Origin of the sequence: Pseudomonas fluorescens, from assembly GCF_001902145.1 — a bacterium.
In the GTDB taxonomy this organism is placed as follows: Bacteria; Pseudomonadota; Gammaproteobacteria; order Pseudomonadales; family Pseudomonadaceae; genus Aquipseudomonas; species Aquipseudomonas fluorescens_BV.
Genome location: NZ_MRST01000027.1, coordinates 364,766 through 391,691, shown reverse-complemented (window position 1 = coordinate 391,691; position 26,926 = coordinate 364,766). Strand labels below are relative to the sequence as shown.

Here is a 26,926-nt window from a genome sequence, read left to right as displayed (position 1 = left end):
TGCCCATGTTTATCACCACTGCCCGTGTCGTCCTGTTGGCAATTGCCGGGGCCGGTGCCCACAGCGCATTTGCCGTGCAACAGGTCGACCTCAGCCCCGATCGCCCGCGCATCCATGCGCCACGCAATGAAGCGGCCATCGCGCAGATCCCGCCAGGCTTCAAATTCGCCCAGCCGGGCAAGTTCACCGTGGCCGTATCAGGCGTAGCCGGGCCACCGCTGGCGCTGCTGGCCAGTGACGACAAAACCACCATCGGCAGCGAGGCCGACACCGCCCAATTGGTGGCCGACAGCCTTGGCCTGCAACTCAATGTGGTGCAGACCAGCTGGGAAGACTGGCCCCTGGGCGTCAGCTCGGGCAAGTACGACGCGGTGATCAGCAACGTCACTGTGACCGAGGCGCGCAAAAAGCGTTTCGACTTCGCCACCTACCGCCAGGATGTGCTCGGGTTTTACGTCAAGAGCACCAGCAAGATCAGTGAGATCAAGCAGGCGGCGGACATTGCCGGGCTGAAGATCATCGTCGGCTCCGGCACCAACCAGGAAAAAGTCCTGCTGGCCTGGAACGAGGCCAATGAGAAAGCCGGCCTCAAACCTGCGCTGTTGCAGTACTTCGACGACCAGGCCGCCGCACAACTGGCGGTGCAGTCTGGGCGCAGCGACGCACTGTTCGGGCCGAACTCGGTGTATGCCTATTCGGCAGCGATCACCGGCGGCATCAAGCGTGTGGGCACCGTTAATGGTGGCTGGCCGTTGCAGGCGGATATCGCGGTGACCACGCGCAAGGACAACGGCCTGGTGCAGCCGATCCACACGGCACTGCAGGGTGCGATTGCCGGCGGCCAATACGAGCAGGTGCTCCAACGTTGGGGCCTGGATGTCGAGCGCGTCGACAAGTCGCTGATCAACCCACCGGGCCTGCCGGACTAGGAGCATCGACATGGGACTGACACGACGTGAAGCGCTATCGAGTATTGCCGCAGTCGGCGGTGAGAAGGCGGTCAAGGACGCATTGGCGGTGTTGGGCCTGGGCCCATCGTCACACCGCCGACCGCAACCGCTGAAACTCAAGGACGACCTGGGGCAGGGCATTCGGGTTCTGGTGCTGGGCGCCGGGATTGCCGGGCTGGTCACTGCGCTGGAATTGACGCGCGCCGGCTTCAGTGTGCAGGTGCTGGAGGCCCGTGAGCGCGTGGGTGGACGCACCTGGACCCTGCGTAACGGCGACCGCGTGGACTATAAGGACGGTCGCTCGCAAACGGTGGGGTTTGACCCAGGCCAGTATTTCAACGCCGGCCCGGCGCGCATCCCCAGCCAGCACCGCACGATCCTCGACTATTGCAGTGAACTGGGCGTGCCCCTGGAAGTGCTGGTCAACAGCAGTCATGGTGCTCAGGTGCGACCGGACCTGAGCCAGGCAGCGTTCAGCGTCGGCCAGGCGCTCAACGATACGCGGGGGCATTTATCCGGCTTGTTGGCCAAGGCGGTGCAACGCGATGCCCTTGACGATGTGCTGAGTGGCGAAGAGCGCACGCGCCTGCTGGCCTTTTTGCAGGTCTATGGCGACCTGTCCCAGGCGTTGGCGTTCGAGGGCACCCTGCGTTCGGGGCACCTTGAATCCGCCGCCCACCCTGGCGCCTTGCCCGACCGCCGCAGCCCGTTGACGTTAGAGCGGTTGCTGCACCCGGAACTCTGGGGGGCTTTACTGCACACCGAGTTCCCGGAATTTTCGGCCACCATGTTCCAGCCGGTGGGCGGCATGGACCGCATCACCGAAGCCTTCTACCGGCGCGTGCAGGAGCAGGTGCAACTGGGCGCCCAGGTGCGGCAGATCCGCCAGCTGGAGGACGGCGTGGCCGTGACCTACCACGACCAGCACAGTGGCCGTGAACAGGTGGTGCGTGGCGACTTTCTGGTCTCTACCTTGCCGCTGCCCCTGCTGGCCAAGCTCGATACCGACTTCAGCGCGCCGGTCAAGGCGGCCTTGCTCAGCACCCGCAGCGACCAGGCGACCAAGGTGGCCTGGCAATCCCCGCGCTTTTGGGAGACCGACTACCGTACCTACGGCGGCTTGTCGTGGATCGAGCACCCGGCGCGCCTGCTGTGGTACCCCAGCAACGACCTCAACACCCGCGAAGGCGTGCTGGTGGCCGGTTACGTGACCGGCGAGGGCGCCGACGTGTTTGGCGGCCAGCCCCTCGATCAGCAGTACGCCGCTTCCCGGCAAGCCGTGGAGCTGTTGCATCCAGATTGTTCCAGGCATTTGCGCCATCCACTGGCGGTGTCCTGGGAGCAGATCCCCTACAGCGAAGGCCCGTGGTTGCAACGCGAAAACTTCCCCGCCCAGGCCCACGCCTTGCTTGAACAGCCCCATGGCCGGGTGTACTTCGCCGGCGATGGCCTGGTGCAGAGCGGCGTGGGTATCTGGCAGGAATCGGCAGCCAACTCGGCGCGCCATGTGGTCGCGCAACTGGCCGAGCGCATCACCCAACAACACCAACTCGCGGCGTTGGCCGCATCCTGAGGAGCAGCACCATGAGCGACAGTATCCAACGCACCAGCGTCGGCGAATTCCCCATCTCGCAAACCGTCACCGTGCCGGCCTCGGCCAGCCTGGTGTTTGTCAGCGGCACGCTGCCGGACTCCGCCGACCCGAAGGTGCCTGGGGTGTATGGCGACACCGAAGTGCAGAGCGTTTCAGTGTTCAACAAACTGCGCCAGATCCTGCGCCAACACGACCTGGACCTGGGCGACATCGTGCAGTTACGGGTGTTTCTGGTCGGCGCCGAAGAGACCGGTGGCAAGCTGGATTTTGCCGGGTTGCAGCGCGGCTATACCCAGTTCTTTGGCACGCCCGAACAGCCAAACAAACCGGCGCGCACCGCGTTGCAAGTAGTGGCGCTGCCGTTGCCGGGGGCGTTGGTGGAGGTGGAGGCAATTGCGGCAAGGAACCTTTGATCCTTAAGACTGTGCTTCTTGGGGGCTCGATGAGGTCTGCGCATGTGTGTCATCAGTCGTTCTTTTGGATGATAAATGCGCTGTAGATTGCTTGCTCTGCTCCGCAAGCTTGATTTTCTTATTTGAAGCAGAGCTTTGCTCATGTCGGGCAGCCAATGCATGCAGGCTGGCGAGTTTGTTCATGAGTTTTGGAAATTTCGTCTGAAGTGCGACAACCGCGCCATGCGAGTCCCTATAAAGCATAAGTGTGGTAAGTGAAAAGGACAGCGACATTGACGCCATGTACAGCGTTCCAAGCATTTCATGTCCGTTGGTTTTAAGGACACTGCCTGCATAAAGAATGAATAGCGAAGCAAATATGGCCGCGGACACGGAAAAAGCTTTGATGACGCCCCATATCAGAAATGTCAGGCTACCTTCAATAAAAATCACCGGAGACGCGCAGCCTATGAATCCACAGATTATGTAGTTCAGCACTTGGGGTATTAAGATGATGCCTACGATCACCAGCAAGATCATCAAGTCCTTTTCAAGGTCAAGCATTACAGTCAATAGGCGACTGAGGAATGATCCAATCGGTCCTTGGAATGTTCCATTGCCGATTGCGCCCGTTATGAATGCGTACGTCGCTAACGCGAGGGTAATGACCATCGTTAGGGAAAATAGATAGAAGGTGACTCTTAGATCATCACCATATTCTTTGCGTAATTGGACGATCGCCACTCTGCTGAGAAAAGCGAATGCAACAAACGAAAGTATCAGCATGCTGATAATTGTGATGGTCATTTTGGTGGACTTCCTGTCAAGTAAAAGTGTTCTTGCTGGTGCGTTGCTCGTGAGCAGTCACTCAAAAACGTTCTTATGCTACCAAGGCTACTCTTGCATGAGCAGTGCGCTCTGCTTGAGCCTGCGTTTCTGCGCAAACGGCAGTGTTTCATCATCCCCATACGGCGCGCTGTACCAGTTGCCGTAGCTAGGGTTGGGCAGCAGGAACCAACGCTGGCCTAGCCAATTCACATAGGGTTTGACGGCCTTGCGTTGTGCATCCAGGGTGTTGTGTTCGGCTTGCACGAAATCTCCCAGCGAGTCACCGGCCATCAACAGCACGCGGGCATGGCTGGCGACCCACTGGCGGCGGCACTGCTTGCCGTATCCCGCGCTTTCGCAGTGGCCGGTGGGGGTGCTGGCGGCCAGGATCTGTGCGTCGCTCTCAATCGGAAAGCCGCGCAAACGCAGGTTTTTGGCGGTGGCCGCGACCTGGCTGTGTTCGCGGTTGGTGAGGTAGTAAACCTGGATGCCTTTTTGCCTGGCCGCCTGCAGGAACGCTACCGAGCCTGGCAGTGCCTGGGCCTTGGCCTGGTCGACCCAGGTGTTCCAGCGATCATAGGAATAGACCTGATTATTGATAATGTCGCGGGCGTTGAGGGGCACGTTGTCCAGCAGGGTTTCGTCGATGTCCACCACCACTGCCGGGGGCAAGCCGGCCAGGTTGCGTGGGGCAAAGGGCAGGGCGTCCCAGCTCGGGTCGGCCAGGGCGACATCCAGTTGGCGGGTGGCATTGGCGAAGAGCTGGCGGTAGATCAGCTCGTGCTCGATGGAGGTCTGGGTCCAGAGCACGGCGTCGAGTTGGTCATTGGCCGGCGGGTGTTGCTGGCAGCCCGCGAGGGCGGTGGTGAGCAAGCAGAGGCTGGCGAAGAACAGGTTGCGCATGGGCTGGGTCTCGAGGAACGTGGTGGCGTGGTCGGCGCGCCAGTCTAATCATTTGCGAGGCTCGCGGCTCGGTGCTGTTTCGGAATCGTCTTAAAGCCAGGCTTCACCCTTGGCGGGTAATGTAGCGAGCGTTGAAGGATCGTCGTCGCTGCCCACCTGCCTGGTTTGCCTATGTCCAATAAAACGTTACGTTTTCTGATCGCCGACGGGGAGCATCTGCAGCGGGTCAAGATCGAGAAAATGCTCAACCAGTTGGGCTATTACCGTATCGCCCCCTTGAGCTCATTCGACGAAGTTCAGGCGCTGACGTGCTCGAACGGCGTGATGTTCGACCTGTTGATCATCAACACCGCGCTGGTGCGTTCGCGCCAGGTCGACCTGCTGAAGTTCTGCCGTGAAAACCCGATGATCCGGCACGCGCTGATCTATGACGGGCAGTGCGCGCAGCGGTCGGTGGTGCCAGTGTCGGCCAGCCAGACCTTGCATCTGTCCTTGTCGCAATCACCGGATTTCAATTCCCTGTGCCGTTGCCTGGAAATGCTCGACCCGGCGGCGATGACGCGCGTCGCCGGGATGTCGCCCAAGCGTTGAGCGTCAGCGCCCCCAGGTGGGCAGGTGGTGATTGCCCATTCGCCAATGGGGCTGCCGAGGCCTGAGGCACACACCGCCGACCCAACGCTCATGGCTGACGTGGTCCATCCAATTGGCGTCGCCATTTGCGACTGCCTGTCCCAATGATGTCAACGCCAAGTAGCGCTGAGGCCAGGGTTGATCCCTCTCTGTTTCCACCACCAATGGCTGCTCGCCATCCATCAACGGCCGCATCAGCGCATGAAACATCAGATCGCCGAGAAACGGCAGTGGTTCGCGCTTGGCCATCAACTCCGCGAAGACCCGGGCAAACGCCACTGGCCCGCTTTCGGCGATATACCTCAGCGCCAAGCGCTCGGTCAGTGAGAGGCCATCCTCAATCCCTGGCAACTCCTGCAATTGGCGGCGTAGCGCCGGTGCAAGAAGCGGCAGGCTCGGGTGAGCGGTACGGGCCAGTTCTGCCAGCTTGATCGGCGAGGGATCGCAGTAAGCCGACCAGGCTTGTTTGGCCAGGTGCACGGCCGCGTCGTCGATCAAGCGTCGCTGAGGCCACAGCCAGGCAAGCACGTCGGGCGCCAGTTGCCCGATGCCGATAAACCGTTCGACGCCCGGTATGCGGTCGACCTCGATCAGCTCAAGCTTTTTTGGCGCACGTTCAAGGCTTGAGAGTGCGCGTATCAGGAACAGTTGGTCATAGGCGTCCGCTTCACACCACAGCACGCTATGTTCGGCGCCGGCCAGTGAGTCCAATTGGGTGTATTCATCGTCAACGCGCAGGTTTACATCAGCAGGGGCCAGGGCAAAGGCCTGGCTGATAAAAGCGCTGCGCAGGCGGCGGAATTCGGCGCTGGGAAGATCGCGTACGGGGCCCATGCACAGCGGGTCGCTGAGCATCTGGAAGCGGCCCTTGAACCCAGCCACCTGCAAGCTGTGGGCAATGTCATTGCCACAGCGCCAATGGCGGGTGCGTGCCTCGTCGCTGGCCTCGAAACCTTGGTGGCGTGCAGCAAAGTCCAGGGCATCGATATGCGCCTTGAGCTTGGGCCAACTGGCAAAGCCCAATTGCTTGGCGACCTGCCACTGGGCCTGGGCCAACGTGGCGCTGGGGTCTCGGTTTTTCAGCTGCGGCAACAGTTCCTTGGCACGTTTGCGCTGCTGCTCAAGGTTGAGACGGCCGTTGGTAGTGGAGGCTAAAGGGCGTTGCGACATACGAGCTCCTTGTACAAACCTTTTCCGCTTCAAGGTTGGGAGTCGTAGAAATGAGGTAGAGCTGGGATGTCTTGGGCGCAGCCCTTTCCGCGGAAGGTGGCGTAGAGAGCGCCAGGCGGGAAATATAGGCAGCATTGCCATCGCGTGCAACCCAAAAATGTGGGCTTGTCCCAACCCCAGTCACTTAAGCGCAGTTCCCTTGTGGGAGCGGGCTTGCTCGCGAAGGCGGTGTGTCAGTCGCTACCTGTTACTGCATCACCGCTTTCGCAGGCAAACCCGCTCCCACAGTGGATCTTCGTTGCTTTGAGCATTGCGTTCGCTTAATTCATCGGCATTGGGGCGGGTGCTGTTTTATTTGTCCTGGCGCGCCTCCAGTGTTTTTTGATGTTCGGCCAGGAAGGGTTGCTCCGCTGGATCAAAACGATCAATCCCGGCGGTGAAGCGGTGCCAGTAGGGGTACAACGGCTGACGGCGAGTGATGGCTTCGATGCGCGCCGACTGCTCTTCGGTGAGTTTCAGCTCGGTGGCCGCCAGGTTATCGCGCAGGTGTGCTTCCGTACGGGCGCCGATAATCAGCGAGGTGATCCCCGGGCGATCCTTGAGCCAGGCCAGGCAGGTGCGGGCTACCGAGACGCCGTGTTCATCACCGACGGCGGCGAGGGTCTCGATAATGTCCAGTGCACGTTCCTGGTCGTGGACGTAGGGTTCCGGCCAACCGCTGCCCTGGCGGGTATTGGCGGGCGGCTTGTGCCCGCGTCGGGTCGTGCCGGTCAGCAAGCCTTCGCCCATCGGGCCCCACACCAAAGTGCCAACCTGCTGGTCCAGGGCCAACGGCAGCAACTCGTACTCGGCCTCGCGAGATTCCGGGGTGTAGTAGATCTGCTGGGTAATCGGCTTGAGCATGCCGTGCAGTTCAGCCTTGCCCAGGGTTTTCATCATCTGCCAGGCGGTGAAATTGCTGGTGCCGAAGTAGCGGATCTTGCCTGAGCCGACCAACAGGCGCAGGGCTTCCAGGGTCTCTTCGATTGGCGTCATGCCGTCCCAGTTGTGCAGTTGGTACAAGTCAATGTGGTCGGTGCCCAGGCGCTTGAGGCTGGCTTCGCAGGCGCGGATCAAGTGGTAGCGCGACGAGCCGGAGTTGTTGGGGTTGTCGTCCACCGGGCTGCGGCCTTTGGTGGCCAGCAGAATGTCGTTGCGCTTGTCGCCCAGCGCCTTGCCCACCACTTCTTCGGCCAGGCCGTGGGAATAGAGGTCGGCGGTGTCGACCATATTCACTCCGGCGTCGAACGCCATATCGAACATGCGCTTGGCCAGGGGCACGTCCACCGCACCGCATTTTTCAAACTCTGCGCGACCGCCAAAGGGCACGGTGCCCAGGATGATTTCCGAGACCAGCAGGCCGGAATGACCCAGTTGTCGGTACTGCATGTTGCCTCCTACTTAACGTTGCACGTGAAGGTGTGAACGATGGGGAGGGCGATAGTTTGAATTTTTTTCATGAAATTGCGACGCCGGCGCCGAGAGTTTCGGACAGGTGATTGTTTCGCCTAATGAAATGCTGGATTGTAAATCCTGGTCATTCCGCCGACTGAGGCGGCAGTGGAATATGCCTGGCGTCGATACCCATTCTTTTGGAGCCTTTCATGACCCAGCCTGCAATCAAACTGTATGGTTTTCCCTTATCCGGCCACTCCCACCGGGTCGAGCTGATGCTATCCCTGCTGGGCCTGCCCACTGAATTTATCCTGGTGGACCTCAAACAAGGTGCGCATAAAACGCCCGAATTCATCGCCAACCTCAACCACTTCGGCCAGGTACCGGTGATCGACGACGGCGGCACTGTGTTGGCCGACTCCAACGCGATTCTGGTCTACCTTGCCAGTACCTATGGCAAAGGGCAGTGGCTGCCAAGCGATCCCATCGGCCAAGCGCGGATACAACGCTGGCTCTCGGCCGCCGCCGGTCAACTCCATGCCGGGCCCGCTACGGCGCGCTTGGCCACGGTGTTTGGCGCCGAGGTGGACACTGTCAGCGCAATCAACCGAGCCCATGCACTGCTGAACGTGGTGGAGCAGCAACTGGGCGAGAGCCGCTTTCTGGCCGGTGATCAGCCAAGCATTGCCGATATCGCGTTCTACACCTACGTGGCCCATGCGCCGGAAGGCAACGTATCGCTGGCCGACTACCCTGAGGTGCGTGCGTGGCTTGCCAGCATCGAAGCCTTGCCGGGGTTTGTCGCTATGCCGCGCACGGCGGTGGGGCTGCAATCACAGTAACGATCAAGAGGCGCCGATGGACCGATTTCATGAAATGCAGGTGTTCCTGGCGGTGGCCGAGGAGGAGGGGTTTGCGGCTGCGGCGCGCCGCCTGAAAACCTCGCCACCCAGCGTGACCCGCGCCATTGCTGCCATGGAGCAGCGCATCGGTACGCAACTGCTGTCGCGCACCACGCGCAGCCTGCACCTGACCGATGCCGGCCAGCGTTACCTGGAAGATTGCCGACGCATTCTCGCCGAACTGGAAGAGGCCGAGGAGGCGGCAGCGGGCAGTTACTCCATCCCTGGCGGCCACCTGACAGTGACCGCACCGGTGCTGTTTGGCGAGCTGTATGTGGCGCCTGTGCTGGGGGAGTACCTCGACCAGTTCCCCCTGGTGAACATCAGTGCCTTGCTGGTCGACCGTGTGGTCAACATGGCCGATGAAGGCGTCGATGTGGCGGTGCGTATCGGCCATCTGCACGAACCCGGGCAGCAGGCGATCAAGGTCGGCGAAGTGCGCCGGGTGGTGTGCGCATCGCCGGCTCATCTGGACCAACATGGGCGCCCGCAGCGGCCTGAGCAATTGCGGGAAGCCAAGATTGTCACCTCATCGTCCAGCCAACTGGTCAGTGAGTGGACGTTCGTCGACGCCGGGCGGCCGCTGAAGATAGCCATTGAGCCGCGTCTGAGCGTTACGGCGAACAATGCCGCAATCAACCTGACGCGCCTGGGCTGGGGCATGACGCGTGTGCTGTCCTATCAGGTGGCGGCAGCGGTGGCGGCGGGTGAGCTGGAGCTGGTGCTGGAGGCTTTCGAACCGGCACCGCTGCCGATCCACGTGGTGTTCCAGCAAAACGGCCGCATACCGGCCAAGGTCAACACCTTTGTGGATTTCTTAAGCCAGCGCCTCGGACAGGACGCGGCCCTCAATCCAGCGACGAAGCGGCGCGTTTGATGGAGCGCTTTCGCGATATGCAGTTGTTTGCCGCGCTGGCCGGGCAACCCAGCCTGGCCTCGGCGGCACGCCGTGCCTTGGTCTCCGGCCCGACCCTGGTCCGTGCGGTTGCGCGCCTGGAGGCACGCCTGCGGGTGGTGTTGCTGCAACGTAGTACACGCGGGGTCAGCCTCACCGACGCGGGCCAGGCTTACCTTGCCGACTGTGTACGCCTGCTGGCAGCGGTGGACGCGGCCGAGGCCTCGGCCAACGGTTTGCATGTGCAGGCCCAGGGCGACCTGCGGATATTCCTGCCGTTACTGTTCAGCCGCTATGTCATGGCGCCGTTGTTGGCCGGCTATGCGGATCGCTACCCGGCGGTGCGTGTCATTGCGCACTACCACGACTATTTCCCTAACCTGCACGCAGAAGGGCTGGACGTGGCGGTGCTGGTCGGCGAATTGCCCAGCTCTTCGCTGATTGCGCGGCAGGTCGGGCAGGTGGGCACTGTCCTTTGCGCCAGCCCCGCTTACTTGGCGACCCGGGGCGAACCCCGGCATCCGGCTGAACTCAAGCAGCATCATCTGATTGCCAGCGCCGACCCGGTGCACTGGGATTTCCCGCATTACACCCTCAAGGCACGCGCCCGACTGAGTTGCGCCACTGTCCAAGGCGCGATCAATGCGGCGGTGCAGGGGGCGGGCGTGATTCGAGCCTTGAGTTACCCGCTGCACGAACACCTGGCGAGCGGCCAGTTGCAGCGCCTGTTGCCTACCTTCGAGTTGCCGCCCCAGCCGGTGCATGTGGTCTACCGCGAAGGCCGTCATGCGTCGATGCGCATGCGCAGCTTTGTCGACTACTGCGTCAGCGCGTTGCGCGAGCATCCGGCGTTTCAGTTGGCGTAATAGTGGATTGCCCTGGGTGGGCATTCTCTCCATCACGGCCTGGGCGCAGCATGCTGGTATCTAACCGGAGGTGAGCGCCATGCACTCGATTGAACCAACCCCTTGGCATGTCGGCGAACGACACATGCAGGAAAGTGCCGGCGTTTCTGAACGCATGGCGATGATCGGGCCCAAGGTCATTCGTGATCATTTGCCTGAGCAGCACCGCGATTTCTATCCGCTGCTGCCGTACTTGATCGCGGGTGTGGTGGACGAACAAGGCATCCCCTGGGCGACGATGCTGGAAGGCGCACCAGGATTTGCGCATTCACCGGACCCACACACGCTGCAGATCGACAGCCTGCCCGCCAAAAGCGATCCCGCCTGGGCTGGGATAACGGACGGCGCGGCGATCGGCCTGCTGGGCATCGACCTCAACACCCGCCGCCGTAATCGCATGAATGGCCGGATCGGATCGCATGAGGATGAGGGCTTTGCGGTGGACGTAGTGCACACCTTCGGCAATTGCCCCAAGTACATCCAACTGCGCCCCGTCGCTGGCATTGCGCGCAAACCCGGCAACCTGGCCCAGCGCAGCAACCGCCTGGACGACGCCGCACAAGCACTGATCCGCCACGCCGACACCTTCTTCGTCGCCAGCTACGTCGACCTGCACGGCGAACGCTCGGTGGACGTCTCCCACCGAGGTGGCAATACAGGATTTGTACGCGTGGAAGGCAACGTGCTGACCATCCCGGACTTTGCCGGCAACCTGTTTTTCAACACGCTCGGCAACCTGCACGCCAACCCGGTGGCGGGGTTGTTGTTTGTGGATTTTGAGACCGGCGACGTGCTGCAAGTGGCCGGGCGTACTTCGTTGATCCTGGGCGGGCCGCAAGTGGCTGAGTTCGAAGGCGCGCAGCGCTTGTGGACGGTGACGGTGGAACATGGGGTCAGCCGCCCGGCAGCATTGGCGTTGCGGTGGCAGTTCGAGGAGTTTTCGCCGCACAGCCTAGCGATGGGCACCTGGTAGCCTGGCACGATAATGCCATGTAGGAGCGAGCTTGCTCGCGAAAAACGTCAACCATAACGCGGGCTTCCTGAGTAAGCGCGGTGCCTGTGGGTTTTTCGCGAGCAAGCTCGCTCCTACAGAATGAGATGTGAAACTCCCACATTTTCGAGGGTGGCGCAGGCTGGTGGATGAGCTCGCTCTAGGGAAGACGGTCAGCCAGACGTCGAGTCATGCCGTAATCAGCATTGGGAAACAGCTGATTGGTCATCTCGATGATTTTGCTTTGTGCATCAATGAACTTGCCCATACGGGCGCCGCCTGAGGTTGAGTCATACAGCGCCTGTCCGACCCTTCGGCCGTTTTCGAACACCTGAATATCGGCGAAGCTCATGTACAGCGCCATGTCCCAGCTCCATGTGCCAATGTAAGTGGTCGATAGCGCGCAATTGGCGGGCGGACTACCTGGCTGCAACTCGCGGGTCTGAAAGCCTTTGCTGCGCAGTTGAGCTGTGTAGGTGGTGTTGAAACCCTCGCGCAGGCCTGCGGCGGGAATCATGCAGATTTCGGGCGAGTGAATAGTTGAGGAGGGAACGGGGGTGACGGTTTGCGTGATGCTGCAGCCGGTAAGGGCGCCGCATACCAGTAAGCAAGCGAGGGTTGTTACCTGGTGCATAGCGACCTCCATGTCATAAGTAGTGGCTGGATGATAGCAGTGAAGTTCCAGCATGGATCACTATCTACTGAGACGCAGCCGATCCAATGTGGGAGCTGTCGAGCTTTAGCGAGGCTGCGATGGCGGCGGCCCGGTCAACAATATTCATTGCCTGACCCACCGCCATCGCGGCCTCGCTAAAGCTCGACGGCTCCCACAGGGAATGTCATTGCCTGTTGGGTTTGCGCGTTTTCATCAGGCCGCCGGGCACTCACGGTTCAGCGCTTCATCTACCAGCAACTGCGCAATCTCGATCATCTGCACCACCGCCAGCACCTGCTTGCGGGGGTGACCGTCAAGCTGTTCGGCACAGTCGTAGGCGCAGACAGTCGCGGACTCCAGCATTTCGCTGGCATTGCTCAAGGCGGCTTCAGTGCTGAGTCCGGGGCGGACAGTGAAGATGACATCGGGAGGCAGTTGCGGGTTGTCATCCGAGGGGGAGGGCGGGGGATTGGGTGTGACTTTTTTCATGGCGAAGCTCCTATGAATGAGCACCTCCATTTCGCTACCACACGAAGTAAGGAGGCGACTGTACACGGGGTGGTAGACCGGTCATAGAAACCCGGCAGGCCGAAGCCTCCCATGCACAGCCGCCACAAAGCAGCCCGCATAAAAAAACGCCCTTGAGCGTTTTTGGGGTCTATGAAAGAACTGGGCTACCACACCCATTCGCTGATTTTGCAGCGACCCGCGAAGGTTAGCGGCGAGGCTCATCGGACGCAACCCGAAAGTTGCGTAAGAGCGGTCCGACAACCGCGCCATTGCGGGTACGCTGAATAACCCATGTAGGAGCGAGCTTGCTCGCGAAAAACGTCAACGATAACGCGGGCTTCCTGAGTAAGCGCGGCGCCTGCGGGTTTTTCGCGAGCAAGCTCGCTCCTACAGGGGGATGTGATTGCCTGTTGGGTTTGCGCGTTTTCATCAGGCCACGGGGCACTCAAGGTTCAGCGCTTCACCCACGAACATGTTGCTGGATGTTGAACCATCATCCTGAGCGGTTCCTTTGGGTTAGCCTTGTTTTCCTACTGACAAACAAGGATTGGTCATGCAACGAAAGGTCATTAATCCCACGACGGTATTCAATTCGCTGCAATACGGTTTCAGCCAGGCCATGGAAGTGCCGCAGGGGCGACGGATCATGCTGTCCGGGCAAGTGGGGGTGGATGCTCAAGAGCGTACAGTGGGCCTCGGCATCGCCGAACAGACCGCCGCTGCTCTGGATAATATCGAAAAGGTGCTGGCCGAGGTCGGTGGCGACCTGTCTCATGTGATCATGCTGCGGCTGTATATCGTCGAGTCTGCCCGGGATCAGCAGGAGCCGATTGCCGAGGCGCTGCGCCAGCGCTTCACGCACAACCCGCCGCCGTCTTCGTGGATTATCGTCAGTGGGTTGTCGTTGCCGGAATGGTTGATCGAGGTTGAGGCGGAGGCGGTGGTTCCGTTCAGTTAGGGCTTTTGTAGGAGCGAGCTTGCTCGCGAAAAAACCATAGCCGCCGCATTTATTCAGGATGCACGCGTTATCGTTGACGTTTTTCGCGAGCAAGCTCGCTCCTACAGCCATTCAATACCGAATCATCACCGATTTAAGTTCGGTGTAATCCTCAATAAACGCACTGCCAAACTCCCGCCCTAATCCCGAAGACCGGCTGCCCCCAAACGGCACTGCCGGGTCGAGCAAGGTGTGCATGTTCACCCACAGAGTCCCCGCCTTGATCGCCGGGATCATGCGCAGGGCCTTGCCCAGGTCATTGGTCCACAGGCTGGCGCTCAAGCCGTAGGGCCCGTGGTTCATCATGGCCAGCAGTTCGTCTTCATCGTCGTAGGGCAGGAAGGTGGCGATGGGGTGGCCGCCGTGGATGATCGTGTTGTTTTCGGCGCGGGCCTGGTTGAAGTAGCCGAGCAGTTTGTGTTGGTGTTGCTGGTGGGTCACGGGGCCGAAGTCGGTGTGTTCGTCCAGGGGCGAGCCGATGGTCAGGTGGCTGATGAGTGCCTTGAGTTTTTCCAGCACGGCGTCGATCTGCGAGCGCTGCACGAAGAAACGCTCGGCCGCCGCGCAGATTTGCCCCGAGTGCAGGAAGCCCGCTTCGATAATGCCATCCACCGCTTTGTCTACATCCATGTCGCGCAGGAAGCCGGCGGCGTTCTTGCCACCCAGTTCCAGGGTCGCGCGGGTCAGCCCGGCGCCCATGGCACTGCGGCCCACCGCAATACCGGTGGGCACTGAGCCGGTGAAGGACACCTTGTGCGTGCCGGGGTGTTCCACCAGCCCCTTGCCGTCCAAGCGCCTGATCCTTGAGCGGCTGATGCAAGAGGCCAAGCGCCTGCTGTTGTTTACCGGTAGTTCCGCGAATGAAATCTGCTATCAGTTGGGGTTCAAGGACCCTGCGTATTTCAGCCGGTTTTTTTTGCGGTATGCACAGATGACACCGGAGGAGTACCGGCTGCGGCAGTCGGGGTTGCGCTGATATCCCAGGCGCCACCCAGTGCGGTATACAAATTCACCTCGGCGACCAACTGCGCCAGCCGGTCCACAATCAGCGCCTGTTGCGCGCTGAACAGCGAACGCTGCGCATCGAGGAACGTCAGGTTGCTGTCCACGCCGCTGCGGTAACGGTGTTCGGCCAGGTCATAGTAGTTCTGGTTGGCGGCGACGAAATCCCGTTGCGCCGCCAGTTGGTCGTTGAAGGTCTGGCGTGCGGCGAGGCCGTCGGCAACTTCCTGGAAGGCGCCCTGGATGGATTTTTCGTACTGGGCCACCGTGATGTCCTTCTGCAGCCTGGCGTAATCGAGGCTTGCGCGCAGGCTGCCGGCGTTGAAAATCGGCAGGTTGATCTGCGGCTGGAAGGTCCAGCTGCCCGAGCCGCCCTTGAACAGTCCCGACAGCTCCTTGCTGGTGCTGCCGGCGTTTGCCGTCAGGGTCACGGAAGGAAAGAACGCGGCACGGGCCGCACCGATATTGGCGTTGGCCGCCTGCAGCTGGTATTCGGCCTGGAGGATATCCGGGCGGCGTTGCAGCAGGTCGGAGGGTAAGCCGGCGGGCACGCGGGCGACCAGATCGTCGGCCAGCGGTCGCGCGGGCAAGTGTTCATCCACCGGGCCGCCCACCAGCAGCGTGAGGTTGTTGAGGTCCTGGGCCACCTGGCGTTCATAGCGGGCTACGCTGGCGCGAGTACTTTCTACCGCTGTGCGCGCTTGCACCACGTCCAGCGCCGAGGCTTTGCCTGCGCTTTTGCTGCGGTGGGTCAATTGCCAGCTGTGGTCGTTGGCGACCAGGGTTTGCTCGGCCAGGGCCAGCAGTTCCTGATCGGCCCGCCAGGTCAGGTAGGCATTGGCGACGTTGGCCACCAGGCTCAATTGCGTGCTGCGCCGCGCTTGTTCGGTGCCCAGGTAAGTGAGCAGCGCCTGTTCGCTGAGGCTGCGCACGCGGCCGAACAGGTCCAGCTCATAGGCACTCAGGCCCAAGGTGGCGGAATAGCTGGAGGTTATCGCTGACTTGCCGGTGCCGGTCACGCTCCCTGGCACCTTCTGGCGCTTGCCGGCGCCTGTGGCAGAGAGTGCCGGGAAGAGGTCCGCGCGTTGGATACGGTACTGCGCCTGGAACGCCTGCACATTCAGGGCCGCCACTCGCAGGTCGCGGTTGTTGACCAGCGCATCATTAATCAGCTGTTGCAGCGCCGGGTCGCGGAACAGCTGCTGCCAGTCCGGGTTTTGCGCCTGGGTGCCGGCCTGTGCCAGGCGGTACACGCCGCCTTGGGGGTACTGCGCAGGCGTCGGCGCGGCTGGTCGCTGGTACTCGGGAATCAGCGAGCAACCGCCGAGCATCCAGGCCATGCCAACGGTGCACAGCGTCCGTGTGCTCATCAAGCGCCCACCATCCATTTGGCCAGGCCATGCCGGCCGCTTACGCCCAGCTTGGCGGCGGCACGCTTGAGGTAGGTCTCGATCGAGCTGTTTTTGACACTGAGTTTCTCCGCGATTTGCGGTACGGTGCCGCCGGTCAGCAGGCCCAGGCACACCTCCTGCTCCCGCGCCGAAAGGGTGATGTCGCTCAAAGACAAGCGTTTGTAGAACTCACGTTGCAACTGCGATTGTTCCAGCAGGGTATGGGCCGGCTCAGTCTCGGCGTGCGGCGCCTGGCGCAGGCTCTGGGCGTGCCGTTCCATCAATGGCAATAGCGTGTCCGACAGGCACTTGAGAAACGACAACTCAGCCAGGGAAAACCCCTGCTGGGTCGGCGGGCGGTAGAACGAAATCACACAGCGTCGATTGCCCTGGCGCGATACCAGATTGCACTGGTGCGAGGTGCCGCGCGGATGCGCGCTGTTGGCCTTGGCGTTCATCTGGATCAGCAGCGGGTCTTGCATGTGCAGCATCTGCTGCAGCAACGGGTGGTCGTTCAGCGCATGCAAGGTCTGGGGCACCGACAAATCCTTTTTTACCCCGGCGCTGCCCAGTAACTTGATGTCCAGCACGCGGTCGCGCAGTTCATCCAGGGTCCATTCGCTGAGGTCTACCAGGTGAATCGGTACCCACTTGCCCACCAGCTGCAACATCGTGGCGGCGAAGTGTTCGTCGCCGCTGTTTGAAATCAACTCGCCCATTTCGGCATAAAAATGCGGGCCGCAGGTGTCGCCAATACTTGGGGTCAGACTCATAACCATCTCATCCTTGATGTCGAAAACCGTCAACGGTTGCCCAGGGCCTGTGCAGGGCGCTCCGTACTGCTTGAACGTAACTCGGCGTTCGAGATTTTATTTAGCCATAGGGATTTGTCCTACGTATGTAGCGGAAACGAGGGACACAAGCTGCCATAAAAATTGCGCCATTAATCCGACGCTTCTCACGAATACAGCCGGCTACGTACAGACGTAAGTTATTTTTAGGGGCTTTTAACGTATTGATGTATATGAGGATTTTATAAAATCCAGCGTTGGTCACAAAGCCCGGTATAAATCAGCTATAGCCAATGTCCTACAGCGATTTAATCGTTTCAGCCATGAACCTTTGGCCAAGCCATTTCCATCCATTTGAATGTCCGGGTTTCGGGTGTCAGACACCCCCCGGCGCCCATGCTCCAATCTGGCAACTTCGGCGTAATGGGCCACCTCTGCGCGGCCAGTGCCTGACCCCCATGAGAAGGATCTTATGCAGCATTCCTCCAGCCAGCCGGCCCGCTTTCCCCTCACTGGCGCCCAACAAGACATTTGGCTTGACCAACTGCGCGTGGGTGATTCGCCGCTGTACAACATTGGCGGCTACCTGGATTTTGCCGGCACCGTCGAGCCCGAACGCATGCAGCATGCTGTGGAACTGCTGGTGGCCCGTCACGATGCACTACGCACCCAACTGCACACCGACGCCAATGGCCTGCCTGGGCAAACATTCGCCCCTGAGTTGAAGGTGGAGATGGCGCTGCATGACTTCTCCGCGCTGCCCGACCCGCCTGCAGCGACCCAAGCCTTGATGCAGGCGCAAATGGCTCGGCCCTACGCCCTTGGCGGCGAGCCACTGTGCCGTTTTTTCCTGGTCAAACTTGATGATGATCACTACCGCCTCGGCACCCAGGCTCATCATCTGATCCTCGATGGCTGGGGCTTCGGCCAGATGCTGCAATCCCTCGCGCAGCTCTACAGCGCCCTGGAGCAGGGGCGGGCCACCGAGCCACTGGCGCCGTCCTACATCGACTTTATCGACACCGACCAACGCTACCTGCAATCGGCCCGCTACGCCCGCGACCGCGACTATTGGCTGGGCAAATACCAGGTGCTGCCCGAGCCGCTGCTCACCCCCAGGCACAACGCCAAGACGTCGAGCAACACCTGGGTGCAAGGCTTCCCGGTGCAGTTGCTCAACCGCATGGAGCAGGTTGCCAACCACTACCAGGCGTCGGCCTTTCATGTGTTGCTGGCGGCGATGTATGTGTATTTCACCCGCACCAGCCAACGGCAGGAATGGGGGGTGGGCCTGCCGATTCTCAACCGCTCCAACGCGCGTTTTCGCGCCACCGTGGGCCTGTTCACCCAGGTCAGCGCGGTACGTTTTGCGTTCAGCGAGGGCGTGTCTTTCGGTGCCCTGGTACGTGGCATCCGTGATCAGCTCAAGCAGGATTTTCGTCATCAGCGCTTCCCGTTGAGTGAGATGAACCGCGAGCTGGGCTTGCGCCGAACAGATCGCGGGCAACTCTTCGACGTGTCGGTATCGTTCGAGCAGGACGACCACGACCTGCGCTTCGGTCAGGTTCAGGCCCGCGCGATCAAGGTCTCCAATCACCATGAAGCGCTACCGCTCGCCCTTCACCTGCGCAGCAACCGTTACCAGGACGATGCGTGGCTGCATTGCGTCTACAACGAGGCTTATTTCCAGGCGGGCGACGTGCAGGCGCTGGCCCAGCGTTTCATCGGGCTGCTGGAGCAGGGGTTGGAGAACACTGCGCTGCCCATCGGCGAGTTTTGCATGCTGCAGCCCGAGGAGCAGGCCCGACTGCTGCACTGGAACGCCACTGCGCAGCCCAACGCCACGCCGCAAACCCTGCACCAGCGCATCGAGGCCCAGGCCGCCCGCACGCCTCACGCTATTGCGGCGGTGTATCAGGACCGCTCACTGAGCTACACCCAACTCAACCGCCAGGCCAATGCACTGGCCCATCAACTAGTGGCGCTCGGCGTACAGCCCGATGATCGCGTCGCGATCCTGGCCCGGCGTGGCCTCGACACCCTGGCGGGGCTGTTGGCGATCCTCAAGTCCGGCGCCTGCTACGTTCCGCTGGATCCGGCCCATCCCGGCGACCGCCTGGAGTACCTGCTGCACGACAGCGCGCCCGTTGCCATCCTGACCCAGCACGATTTACGCCAGCGTCTGCCCGTCTCGACGGTACCTGTGATCGCGCTGGAGCCTGGCAGCGCATCCATCGACAGCAACCCTCAGGTTGCGGTCACGCCGTCGAACCTGGCCTATGTGATTTACACCTCGGGTTCCACCGGGTTGCCCAAGGGCGTGATGGTCGAACATCACAGCGTGTCGAACCTGGTGGACTGGCATTGCCAGGCGTTCGACCTGCACGCGGGCAGCCACACCGCCAGCGTCGCCGGCTTCGGTTTTGATGCCATGGCCTGGGAGGTCTGGCCGGCGTTGTGCGTGGGTGCGACCTTGCACCTTCCACCGGCCCATGAAGGCGCGGAAGATATCGACGCGTTGCTCGGCTGGTGGCGCTCGCAACCGTTGGATGTGTGTTTCCTGCCCACGCCTGTCGCCGAATATGCGTTCAGCCAGGGGCTGGGGCATCCTACCTTGCGCACCTTGCTGATCGGCGGCGACCGCCTGCGCACCTTCCCCCAGGCGCAGACATTTGCGGTGGTGAACAACTATGGCCCCACCGAAGCCACCGTAGTGGCGACCTCGGGGCGCGTTGAGGTGGGCCAGCCGTTGCATATCGGCGCGCCGGTCGCCAATGCCCGGGTCTACCTGCTGGACGCGCAGCAACGCCCGGTACCGATTGGCGTGGCGGGGGAGTTGTATGTCGGCGGCAAGGGCGTGGCGCGGGGGTACCTGAACCGTGCTGAGTTGAGTGCCGAACGGTTTATCGACGACCCTTTCAACGGCGGTCGCATGTACCGCACCGGCGACTTGGCGCGCTGGCTGCCAGACGGCAATCTCGACTACCTGGGGCGTAATGACGACCAGGTAAAAATCCGTGGTGTGCGCATCGAACTGGGGGAAATCGAGTCGGCCCTGGCCAGCCATCCGGCGCTTCAGGACGCGGTGGTGCAGTTTCGCGACGGGCAATTATGGGCATGGTTTGTGCCACGTCAGCCTGTGAAAATCGAAGCACTGCGCACTCATCTGCAAGCCACGCTGGCGGACTACATGCTGCCGGCGGCTTACGTGCGCCTCGACGCGTTGCCCCTCACCGGCAACGGCAAGCTCGACCGCCGAGCCTTGCCGTCGCCGACCCAGGAAGCCTTTATCACCCGCTGCTTCGAAGCGCCACAGGAGGGCGTGGAAACCACACTGGCGCAGATCTGGGCCGAGTTGCTGCACGTGCAGCCAGTGGGCCGCCATGACCATTTCTTCGAGCTGGGCGGGCATTCGCTGTTAGCGGTGCAACTGGTGCAGCGCATGCGCCAGGCCGGCCTGCGCGCCGATGTGCAGGTGCTGTTCGGCCAGCCCACCGTGGCGGCGCTGGCGGCGGCATGTGCCGGTCACGAACAGGTGGTGCCGGCCAATCGAATCCCGGCCGGTTGCACCCATATCACCAAGGATCTGCTCGCCCTGGCCGAACTTGACCAAACCAGCCTCGACCGCATCGTCGCCAGCATCCCTGGTGGCGCCGCCAACGTGCAGGACATTTACCCGCTGGCGCCGTTGCAGGAAGGGTTGCTCTATCACCACCTCACCGATGCGCACGACCCGTACCAGCAACAAGCGCTGTTCAGCTTTGCGCGCCGCGAGCAACTGGATGCCTTCGCCAATGCCCTGCAACAGGTGATCGATCGCCACGATATTTTGCGCACCAGCCTGGTGTGGGATGCCCTGGAACAACCGATGCAGGTGGTGTGGCGCCAGGCGCAGCTGCGGGTCGAAGCGCTGCGCGAACCGGCGCAACCCCTGGACTTGCGCCAGGCGCCGCTGATGGCCCTGGATTACGCCGAGGAGCCCCAGCACCAGCGCTGGGTCGCCAGGCTGCGCTTTCATCATCTGGTCAACGATGCCACGTCGACCACGCTGCTGGTGGACGATATTCGCGCCCATCTGCTGGGCCAACAGGCGCAACTGCCCGCGCCCGTGCCTTATCGCAACATGGTCGCGCACGCCCGTTCGAGCGTGCGCCAGGCGGCGCACGAAGCGTTCTTTCGAGCGCGTTTGGGCGATGTCGATGAGCCGACCTTGGCGTTCGGCCTGCAGGAGCGCCAGGCCAATCGTGCCGAGACCGAAGAGGCGCAGCGCGCGCTCAGCGACACGCTCAATCTGCGCCTGCGCAGCCAGGCCCGAGCCCTGGGGGTGAGTGCTGCGAGCCTGTTTCACCTGGCCTGGGCCCAGGTGCTCAGCTGTGTCGCGGGCCGCGAAGACGTGGTGTTCGGCACGGTGCTGCTCGGCCGCTTGCAAGCCGGCGAGGGCGCCGAGCGGGCCTTGGGCATGTTCATCAACACCTTGCCGCTGCGCCTGTGCCTGGCCGGGCAAAACGTGGCGCAGGCGCTGCACGACACCCACGCGCAACTGAGTGCCTTGCTCGCCCATGAACAGGCGTCGCTGGCATTGGCCCAGCGCTGCAGTGGGGTGACCGGGCTGTTCAACAGTCTGCTCAACTACCGTCACACCTCGGCCGACCCCGAGCTGAACCTGGTGCCGGGCATTGCCTTGCTCAGCAGTGAAGACATCCTCAGTTACCCGTTGATGCTCACGGTGGACGACCTGGGCAGTGGCTTGCGGCTCAAGGCTAAAACGCCACGCGCAGTCGGCGCTGAACGGGTCTTGGACTACTTGGACACCACGCTGAACGGCCTGGTGGCCGCACTGGAAAACACGCCGAAAATGCCGTTGCGCGAAGTGCCAGTGTTGCCCGCCAGCGAACTGCGCAGATTGCTGGTGGACTTCAACGCGACCGCCACCGACTACCCCCACACGTTGACCGTGCAAGCGCTGTTTGAAGCCCATGCGCGGCGAATCCCCGATGCCATCGCGGTGCAGACGGATGAGCAGGCATTGACCTACCGGCAGCTCAACGAACGCGCCAACCAACTGGCCTTCCACTTGCGCGAGCATGGCGTACAGCCCGACTCGCGGGTTGCGTTGTGTGTGGAGCGAGGATTGGATTTGGTGGTGGGCTTGCTGGGCATTCTCAAGGCAGGCGGTGCCTATGTGCCCCTCGACCCCGGTTACCCACGTGAGCGCTTGGCCTACATGCTCGCCGACAGCCAGCCGGTGGCGTTGCTGGTACAGGCCGCCACCCGCAAAGTGGTGGGCGATGTCTCGATCCCACTGATCGACTTTGACCGCTGCACCTGGCGCCAGGCACCGATCGACAACCCAATCGTGCCCGGCTTGAGCGTCGCCAACCTCGCCTATGTGATGTACACCTCGGGCTCCACCGGCACGCCCAAGGGCGTGATGATCGAGCACCGCGGCCTGGGCAATCTGCTGCAGTGGGGCTCGCACCTGTGCCCGAACGCCGAAGGCGGCGCCTTGTTGCAGCGTGCGCCGTTCAGCTTCGACGGTTCTGTGTGGGAGCTGTTCTGGCCGTTGAGCAACGGCATGCGCCTGGTGTTGGCGCGCCCCGATGGGCATCGTGAGCCGGCGTACCTGGCTCAGGTGATTCGCGCGCAGCAGATCAGCGTGATCAAGTTCGTGCCCGCCATGCTGCAGCAGTTTCTCGACCTGGACGAATCGGCCCTGTGCACCAGCCTCACCGACGTGCTGTGCGGCGGGGGTGAACTTACCGCCGCCCTGGCCCGTGGCGTACAGGCACGCTTGCCCAGGGTGCGTTTGCATAACGTGTACGGCCCCACCGAAGCCACGGTGGACAGCAGCGCCTGGACCCTCGAACCCGGCGCGCCGGTGCCCACCCTGCAACTGCCGATTGGCCGCCCCATCAACAACACCCGCCTGTACGTGCTGGACGTCCATGATGCGCCGGTGCCCATGGGCATCAGCGGCCAACTGCACATCGGCGGCGTCGGCGTTGCCCGTGGTTACCTGGGCTTGGAACAGCTGACTGCCGAACGCTTTATCGACAGCCCCTTCGTGCCCGGTGACCGTCTGTATCGCACCGGTGACCTGGTGCGCTACCTGCCCGACGGCAATCTTGAATTCCTTGGGCGCAACGACTTCCAAGTCAAACTGCGCGGCGTGCGCCTGGAACTGGGCGAGATCGAAGCACGCCTGGCCGCCCACCCGGAGTTGCACGAGGTGGCGGTATTGATTCGTGATGAGCGCCTGGTGGCCTACTTCACCCTGCGCGGCCAGGCGCCGAGCCTGCAAGCCTTGCGTGACCATGTGCTGGAGCACCTGCCGGAATACATGGTGCCGGCCGCCTTCGTGCAACTCGACGCACTGCCCCTCAACCCCGCCGGCAAACTCGACCGCAAGGCCCTGCCGGCGCCAGGGCTGGAGGCCGTGCTTAGCCGAGCTTACGAAGCGCCAGTGGGCGAGGTGGAAACCCTGATGGCCGGGGTCTGGGCCGACGTGTTGAAACTCGAACGGGTAGGGCGCCATGACCACTTCTTTGAACTGGGCGGGCACTCCCTGTTGGCAGTGAACCTCGTAGCCCGCCTGCGCAAGGCCGGGTTGGACGTGGACGCACGCACCTTGTTCAGCCAGCCCACGCTGGCGCAACTGGCCGCAAAAACAGTGGCGCAGGCCCCGCGCGTAGAAGCACCACAAACCGCCATCCCCCAACTCAACCGCCGCCGGCGGATTTAGCTGACTTGTGGCGAGGGAGCTTGCTCCCGTGACGGCCTGACATCCGACCTTGATTCAACTGATGCCCTGCGAACCCATGTGGGAGCTGGCTTGCCTGCGATGGCATCGACTCGGTTCACCTGAACTACCAAGGTATTTGCATCAATACCACTGTAGGAGCGAGCTTGCTCGCGAAAAACCTCAACGATAACGCGCGCCTCCTGAATAAACGCAGCGCCTGTGAGTTTTCGCGAGCAAGCTCGCTCCTACAGAGAGCGATCCACCGTAGTCTTGGCAATCGCCAACAAATGCCACACGGCCAGCATCTTCGCCCGCCCTGGGCTATCCAACAACTCGCCACAATCGAGCGCCGTGGCCGAAGCGCTGTCGAGCAAGCTGGCGGTGTAGAGCAAGGCATCTTCAAACCAGGCCGTCGATGGCGCGGTTGAATGTGGCACGTTCTTTTGCGGGATCGAGGGGTGGATCGGGTAGGACTTTATTCATGTTGTAGCTCCGCTTTGGATAGGAGACGACACCCGCCGCGTCTAAACGAGGGACACGGCTTGCTGGCCTTTTAAAAGTGTTTGAAGGCGCTAACTCGGCGGACCACTTGTCGGTTTTATTACCTTTTATTTGTAATTTTACGTCGCTTCCTATGGAGAACTCGCCAGGGAAGGGTTGTTGAGTTTCGGAGTTGGCAACTTCTAAGTTGTTATTTTATGAGGAAATAATTTGGTGTGTGAAAGTTCATTTATTGTGCCTCCTTTCTGGCAATTATTGGTTTTCTGATTTTAATGAGTGAAATTTCTTAATCAGGTGTAACTGAATTCCTACAGGGGTAAATTGTTTTTGTTGCATGTTTCTCTTTGTCTACTAGGTTATGGGTGGTACTTCAGTTCGCATTTTTTGTTTTCGTCTCGCTTGGATAAAATGGTGCCATTTCATAAGGTGAACTATGCGTATCTACCCATTATCTAAACCTTTCTTGCTGGCAAAGCTTTTTATCAAGGAACAATTGAAAGAGCCGGTCGCCCTGTTGTGGATCGTAATATTCCCAGTGGTAACCTTCTACTTGATTACTTACGCTGGGTACACTGGCGGAGAATCTTTGCGTGACTACGCATCTGCCACTTCATGGTTTTACGCTTTCATTTCTTCAAGCGTGGCACTTTTTGGTTTGGCGTTTTATATAGTAGGGCGAAGAGAAAGCGGTTTTTTGCGTTCCTTTGTGTATACAAAGCGTACTAAGATCACCTTTCTCGCTGGGCAGTTTTTAGCGTACTCATTTATGTCGCTGATTTATTGTTCGGTATTTTATGTGCTGACGCGGGGCTATTTTGGTTTGATGGCCTTGGAAGAGTGGTTGGTTATTGTTGGTCGTTTCTATATGTGTTTTTTGCTTTTCTCTACTCCATCCTTATTGTTGACGCTGGTGCCCATAGGCTTTCAAAATACTAATACTCTTTTTTCCATATTATCAGTCTCTATGTTGGCGCTGGGTATCGGTAGCCTTAGCACATCGTATTCACTATTTAACGTAATCGATCTTTTTAATCCGATGGGGTGGGCCAATCGCCTGATGTTGGTGGGGGTGACCGGGTCCGCTACATTGGTAGCGTCGATTTTAGGAATGATCATTGTCACAGGGTGGTTTGTGTTCCGTTTTTTACTCATCAACCCCGTTTGGAGTCGGTACTGATGAAACGGTTAATCGTGGATGCACTGGACGTTAGGTACGGTCAGCACATTTTATTCAAGAGTGCCTCATTGGAAGTCGAGGCCGGCACAATGATAGGTTTGTTGGGGCCTAATGGTTCCGGAAAAACTACGTTTTTTGACGTGATCTGTGGCCTGAAGAAATTGAATGGCGGTGAAGTGCAACATTCATTTTCCAAGCTACTTTACCTATCACAGATCATCGCAACGCCTCCAGTATTTCGAATGGTCGATGTTTTTAACATGATGATGCTTTTTTGCTCCGATACGCGCGTTACCCAGCAGCACGCCTTGGAAAAAATTGAAAAGTGGAGCCCTGGTATTGCTGAACGCTATTGCGAAATCTGGAAGAAGAAATCATCCCTTTGCAGCTATGGCGAAAAGCGTTGGTTTTTCACCTTGTCGTTATTGTCCGTTAACGCAGACCTTGTGATTTTGGATGAGCCCACTGCGGGGGTTGACCCGGAATTCCGGTACCACATTTGGCGGTGTCTGGAGGGAGCGGCGGCGGAAGGTGTGGCGATACTCGTGTCGTCGCATAACATCGATGAGATCGTCACTCACTGCGATGACTTTTACATGCTGAGCCAACAACGCTTTAATCGTTTTTCCAATGCCGAGGGTTTTTTGAGCAGGTATGGCGGCAGTACTTTGGATGAGGCATTTATTCACGCGGCGAGTCTGCCCAGAACTTGAGATGCTGGTAGCTGTGTCTGAGCGCTTGCGAGATGGGAACGAGGTTCTGCGCGATAGTGATGTATCAGCAACCGAATGCCTCGATGGAGATATCACCATCGCGGGCAAGCCTGACGCCTGTCAGTTGAGACTGAACCAGTAACCTGTGGCGAGGGAGCTTGCTCCCGTGACGGCCTGACAGCCGACCTTGATTCAACTGATGCCCTGCGAACCCATGTGGGAGCTGGCTTGCCTGCGATGGCATCGACTCGGTTCACCTGAACTACCAAGGTACTTGCATCCATACCAAGGTAGGAGCGAGCTTGCTCGCGAAAAACCTCAACGATAACGCGCGCCTCCTGAATAAACGCAGCGCCTGTGAGTTTTTCGCGAGCAAGCTCGCTCCTACAGAGAGCGATCTACCGTCGTCTTGGCCATCTCCAGCAAATGCCACACCGCCAGAATCTTCGCCCACCCTGGGCTATCCAACAACTCGCCACAGTCGAGCGCCGTTGCCGAAGCGCTGTCGAGCAAGCTGGCGGTGTAGAGCAAGGCATCTTCAAAACTCAGATCGTCGTTGACGTTGTGGAAACCCTGGATGGGTAGGTAATGGTCGATGGCGCGGTTGAATGCAGCACGGTCTTTTGCAGGATCGAGGGGTGGATCGGGTAGGACTTTATTCTTGGTGTAGCTCCGCGTTGGATTAGGAGACGACACCCGTCGCGACTAAACGAGGGTGGCGGCTGTACGCAGGTTAGTCGACCGGCCAACACGAAACATCCGGCGCACCCGAAGGTGCCCTACGCACAGCCACCATAAAACTCATGGAGGACCATGCCGTGTTGGAAGATACGAGCGACTAAACCCGATCACT

Annotated in this window: 21 protein-coding genes and 3 pseudogenes; 13 read left to right on the top strand and 11 right to left on the bottom strand. The window is 60.5% G+C overall.

What is annotated here, in order from left to right; translation table 11 throughout:
- The first annotated feature begins 5 nt into the window (after positions 1-5).
- Genes BUE92_RS24700 through BUE92_RS24690 form a run of 3 tightly spaced genes read left to right on the top strand, consistent with a single transcriptional unit; the run spans position 6 to position 2,957 of the window.
- Positions 6-929 (top strand): ABC transporter substrate-binding protein, encoded by a 924-nt coding sequence (locus BUE92_RS24700; RefSeq protein ID WP_073526833.1) that lies wholly within the window; start codon positions 6-8, stop codon positions 927-929.
- A 10-nt stretch (positions 930-939) separates the two neighbouring features.
- Positions 940-2,523: a flavin monoamine oxidase family protein gene (locus BUE92_RS24695; RefSeq protein ID WP_073526832.1), complete on the top strand. Its 1,584-nt coding sequence runs from the start codon at positions 940-942 to the stop codon at positions 2,521-2,523.
- An 11-nt stretch (positions 2,524-2,534) separates the two neighbouring features.
- Entirely contained in the window at positions 2,535-2,957 is a 423-nt protein-coding gene (locus tag BUE92_RS24690; RefSeq protein ID WP_073526831.1) for a RidA family protein, read from the top strand.
- 3 nt (positions 2,958-2,960) lie between these two features.
- Here BUE92_RS24690 and BUE92_RS24685 read toward each other — a convergent pair whose 3' ends face one another.
- A complete protein-coding gene (locus BUE92_RS24685; protein ID WP_073526830.1) occupies positions 2,961-3,743 on the bottom strand; it encodes a hypothetical protein in 783 nt (260 codons plus the stop codon).
- Positions 3,744-3,830: 87 nt separating this feature from the next.
- Positions 3,831-4,667, bottom strand: coding sequence for a 5'-nucleotidase, lipoprotein e(P4) family (locus tag BUE92_RS24680; protein WP_073526829.1), 837 nt, complete (start codon positions 4,665-4,667; stop codon positions 3,831-3,833).
- A gap of 171 nt (positions 4,668-4,838) precedes the next feature.
- Here BUE92_RS24680 and BUE92_RS24675 point away from each other — a divergent pair, with 171 nt between their 5' ends.
- On the top strand, positions 4,839-5,258 hold the full coding sequence (locus tag BUE92_RS24675; RefSeq protein WP_073526828.1) for a chemotaxis protein CheY: 420 nt from the start codon (positions 4,839-4,841) through the stop codon (positions 5,256-5,258).
- A gap of 3 nt (positions 5,259-5,261) precedes the next feature.
- On the opposite strand, the gene BUE92_RS24670 is transcribed toward BUE92_RS24675, so the two are convergent.
- Both BUE92_RS24670 and BUE92_RS24665 read right to left on the bottom strand, forming a co-directional pair.
- Positions 5,262-6,467 carry a DUF1835 domain-containing protein gene (locus BUE92_RS24670; protein WP_073526827.1) on the bottom strand — a complete coding sequence of 402 codons (1,206 nt, stop codon included), beginning with the start codon at positions 6,465-6,467 and terminating at the stop codon, positions 5,262-5,264.
- A 351-nt stretch (positions 6,468-6,818) separates the two neighbouring features.
- Positions 6,819-7,895 carry an aldo/keto reductase gene (locus tag BUE92_RS24665; RefSeq protein ID WP_073526826.1) on the bottom strand — a complete coding sequence of 359 codons (1,077 nt, stop codon included), beginning with the start codon at positions 7,893-7,895 and terminating at the stop codon, positions 6,819-6,821.
- 215 nt (positions 7,896-8,110) lie between these two features.
- Here BUE92_RS24665 and BUE92_RS24660 point away from each other — a divergent pair, with 215 nt between their 5' ends.
- The 4 genes from BUE92_RS24660 to BUE92_RS24645 all read left to right on the top strand — a co-directional run bounded on the left by BUE92_RS24660 (position 8,111) and on the right by BUE92_RS24645 (position 11,576).
- Complete coding sequence (locus tag BUE92_RS24660; RefSeq protein WP_073526825.1) at positions 8,111-8,743, top strand: glutathione S-transferase family protein; 633 nt, start codon at positions 8,111-8,113, stop codon at positions 8,741-8,743.
- A 16-nt stretch (positions 8,744-8,759) separates the two neighbouring features.
- Positions 8,760-9,680 (top strand): LysR family transcriptional regulator, encoded by a 921-nt coding sequence (locus BUE92_RS24655; protein WP_073526824.1) that lies wholly within the window; start codon positions 8,760-8,762, stop codon positions 9,678-9,680.
- Positions 9,680-10,564 (top strand): LysR family transcriptional regulator, encoded by an 885-nt coding sequence (locus BUE92_RS24650; protein ID WP_073526823.1) that lies wholly within the window; start codon positions 9,680-9,682, stop codon positions 10,562-10,564. Before BUE92_RS24655 ends, BUE92_RS24650 begins: the two co-directional genes overlap by 1 nt.
- 79 nt (positions 10,565-10,643) lie before the next feature.
- Positions 10,644-11,576, top strand: a complete 933-nt coding sequence (locus tag BUE92_RS24645; protein ID WP_073526822.1) for a pyridoxamine 5'-phosphate oxidase family protein — start codon at positions 10,644-10,646, stop codon at positions 11,574-11,576.
- A gap of 178 nt (positions 11,577-11,754) precedes the next feature.
- On the opposite strand, the gene BUE92_RS24640 is transcribed toward BUE92_RS24645, so the two are convergent.
- Together BUE92_RS24640 and BUE92_RS24635 are read right to left on the bottom strand one after the other, a co-directional pair.
- Complete coding sequence (locus BUE92_RS24640; RefSeq protein ID WP_256674002.1) at positions 11,755-12,282, bottom strand: Sbal_3080 family lipoprotein; 528 nt, start codon at positions 12,280-12,282, stop codon at positions 11,755-11,757.
- A 180-nt stretch (positions 12,283-12,462) separates the two neighbouring features.
- Positions 12,463-12,738 (bottom strand): DUF6124 family protein, encoded by a 276-nt coding sequence (locus tag BUE92_RS24635; protein WP_073526820.1) that lies wholly within the window; start codon positions 12,736-12,738, stop codon positions 12,463-12,465.
- A 574-nt stretch (positions 12,739-13,312) separates the two neighbouring features.
- Here BUE92_RS24635 and BUE92_RS24625 point away from each other — a divergent pair.
- Positions 13,313-13,717 carry a RidA family protein gene (locus tag BUE92_RS24625; protein ID WP_073526818.1) on the top strand — a complete coding sequence of 135 codons (405 nt, stop codon included), beginning with the start codon at positions 13,313-13,315 and terminating at the stop codon, positions 13,715-13,717.
- 111 nt (positions 13,718-13,828) lie between these two features.
- On the opposite strand, the pseudogene BUE92_RS24620 reads toward BUE92_RS24625, so the two are convergent.
- A pseudogene (locus BUE92_RS24620) lies at positions 13,829-14,548 on the bottom strand (aldehyde dehydrogenase family protein); the annotation flags it as partial.
- Here BUE92_RS24620 and BUE92_RS24615 point away from each other — a divergent pair.
- Positions 14,538-14,732 (top strand): annotated as a pseudogene (locus tag BUE92_RS24615) (helix-turn-helix domain-containing protein); the annotation flags it as partial. The pseudogenes BUE92_RS24620 and BUE92_RS24615 overlap by 11 nt on opposite strands.
- Here the strand turns inward: BUE92_RS24615 and BUE92_RS24610 are convergent.
- Both BUE92_RS24610 and BUE92_RS24605 read right to left on the bottom strand, forming a co-directional pair.
- Positions 14,659-16,128 (bottom strand): efflux transporter outer membrane subunit, encoded by a 1,470-nt coding sequence (locus BUE92_RS24610; protein ID WP_143170027.1) that lies wholly within the window; start codon positions 16,126-16,128, stop codon positions 14,659-14,661. The pseudogene BUE92_RS24615 and the gene BUE92_RS24610 overlap by 74 nt on opposite strands.
- Positions 16,128-16,922 (bottom strand): helix-turn-helix transcriptional regulator, encoded by a 795-nt coding sequence (locus tag BUE92_RS24605; RefSeq protein WP_034128181.1) that lies wholly within the window; start codon positions 16,920-16,922, stop codon positions 16,128-16,130. The genes BUE92_RS24610 and BUE92_RS24605 overlap by 1 nt, the downstream gene beginning before the upstream one ends.
- Before the next feature lie 490 nt (positions 16,923-17,412).
- On the opposite strand from BUE92_RS24605, the gene BUE92_RS24600 reads away from it, so the two are divergent.
- Positions 17,413-23,682: a non-ribosomal peptide synthetase gene (locus tag BUE92_RS24600; RefSeq protein WP_073526816.1), complete on the top strand. Its 6,270-nt coding sequence runs from the start codon at positions 17,413-17,415 to the stop codon at positions 23,680-23,682.
- Positions 23,683-23,927: 245 nt separating this feature from the next.
- On the opposite strand, the pseudogene BUE92_RS24595 reads toward BUE92_RS24600, so the two are convergent.
- Positions 23,928-24,165: pseudogene (locus BUE92_RS24595) on the bottom strand (DUF6124 family protein).
- Positions 24,166-24,616: 451 nt separating this feature from the next.
- On the opposite strand from BUE92_RS24595, the gene BUE92_RS24590 reads away from it, so the two are divergent.
- Complete coding sequence (locus tag BUE92_RS24590) at positions 24,617-25,360, top strand: ABC transporter permease (RefSeq protein ID WP_073526815.1); 744 nt, start codon at positions 24,617-24,619, stop codon at positions 25,358-25,360.
- Positions 25,360-26,073 (top strand): ATP-binding cassette domain-containing protein, encoded by a 714-nt coding sequence (locus BUE92_RS24585; RefSeq protein WP_073526814.1) that lies wholly within the window; start codon positions 25,360-25,362, stop codon positions 26,071-26,073. The genes BUE92_RS24590 and BUE92_RS24585 overlap by 1 nt, the downstream gene beginning before the upstream one ends.
- A gap of 384 nt (positions 26,074-26,457) precedes the next feature.
- Here the strand turns inward: BUE92_RS24585 and BUE92_RS24580 are convergent, their stop codons facing one another.
- Positions 26,458-26,769, bottom strand: coding sequence for a DUF6124 family protein (locus BUE92_RS24580; RefSeq protein WP_073526813.1), 312 nt, complete (start codon positions 26,767-26,769; stop codon positions 26,458-26,460).
- Positions 26,770-26,926: the final 157 nt, after the last annotated feature.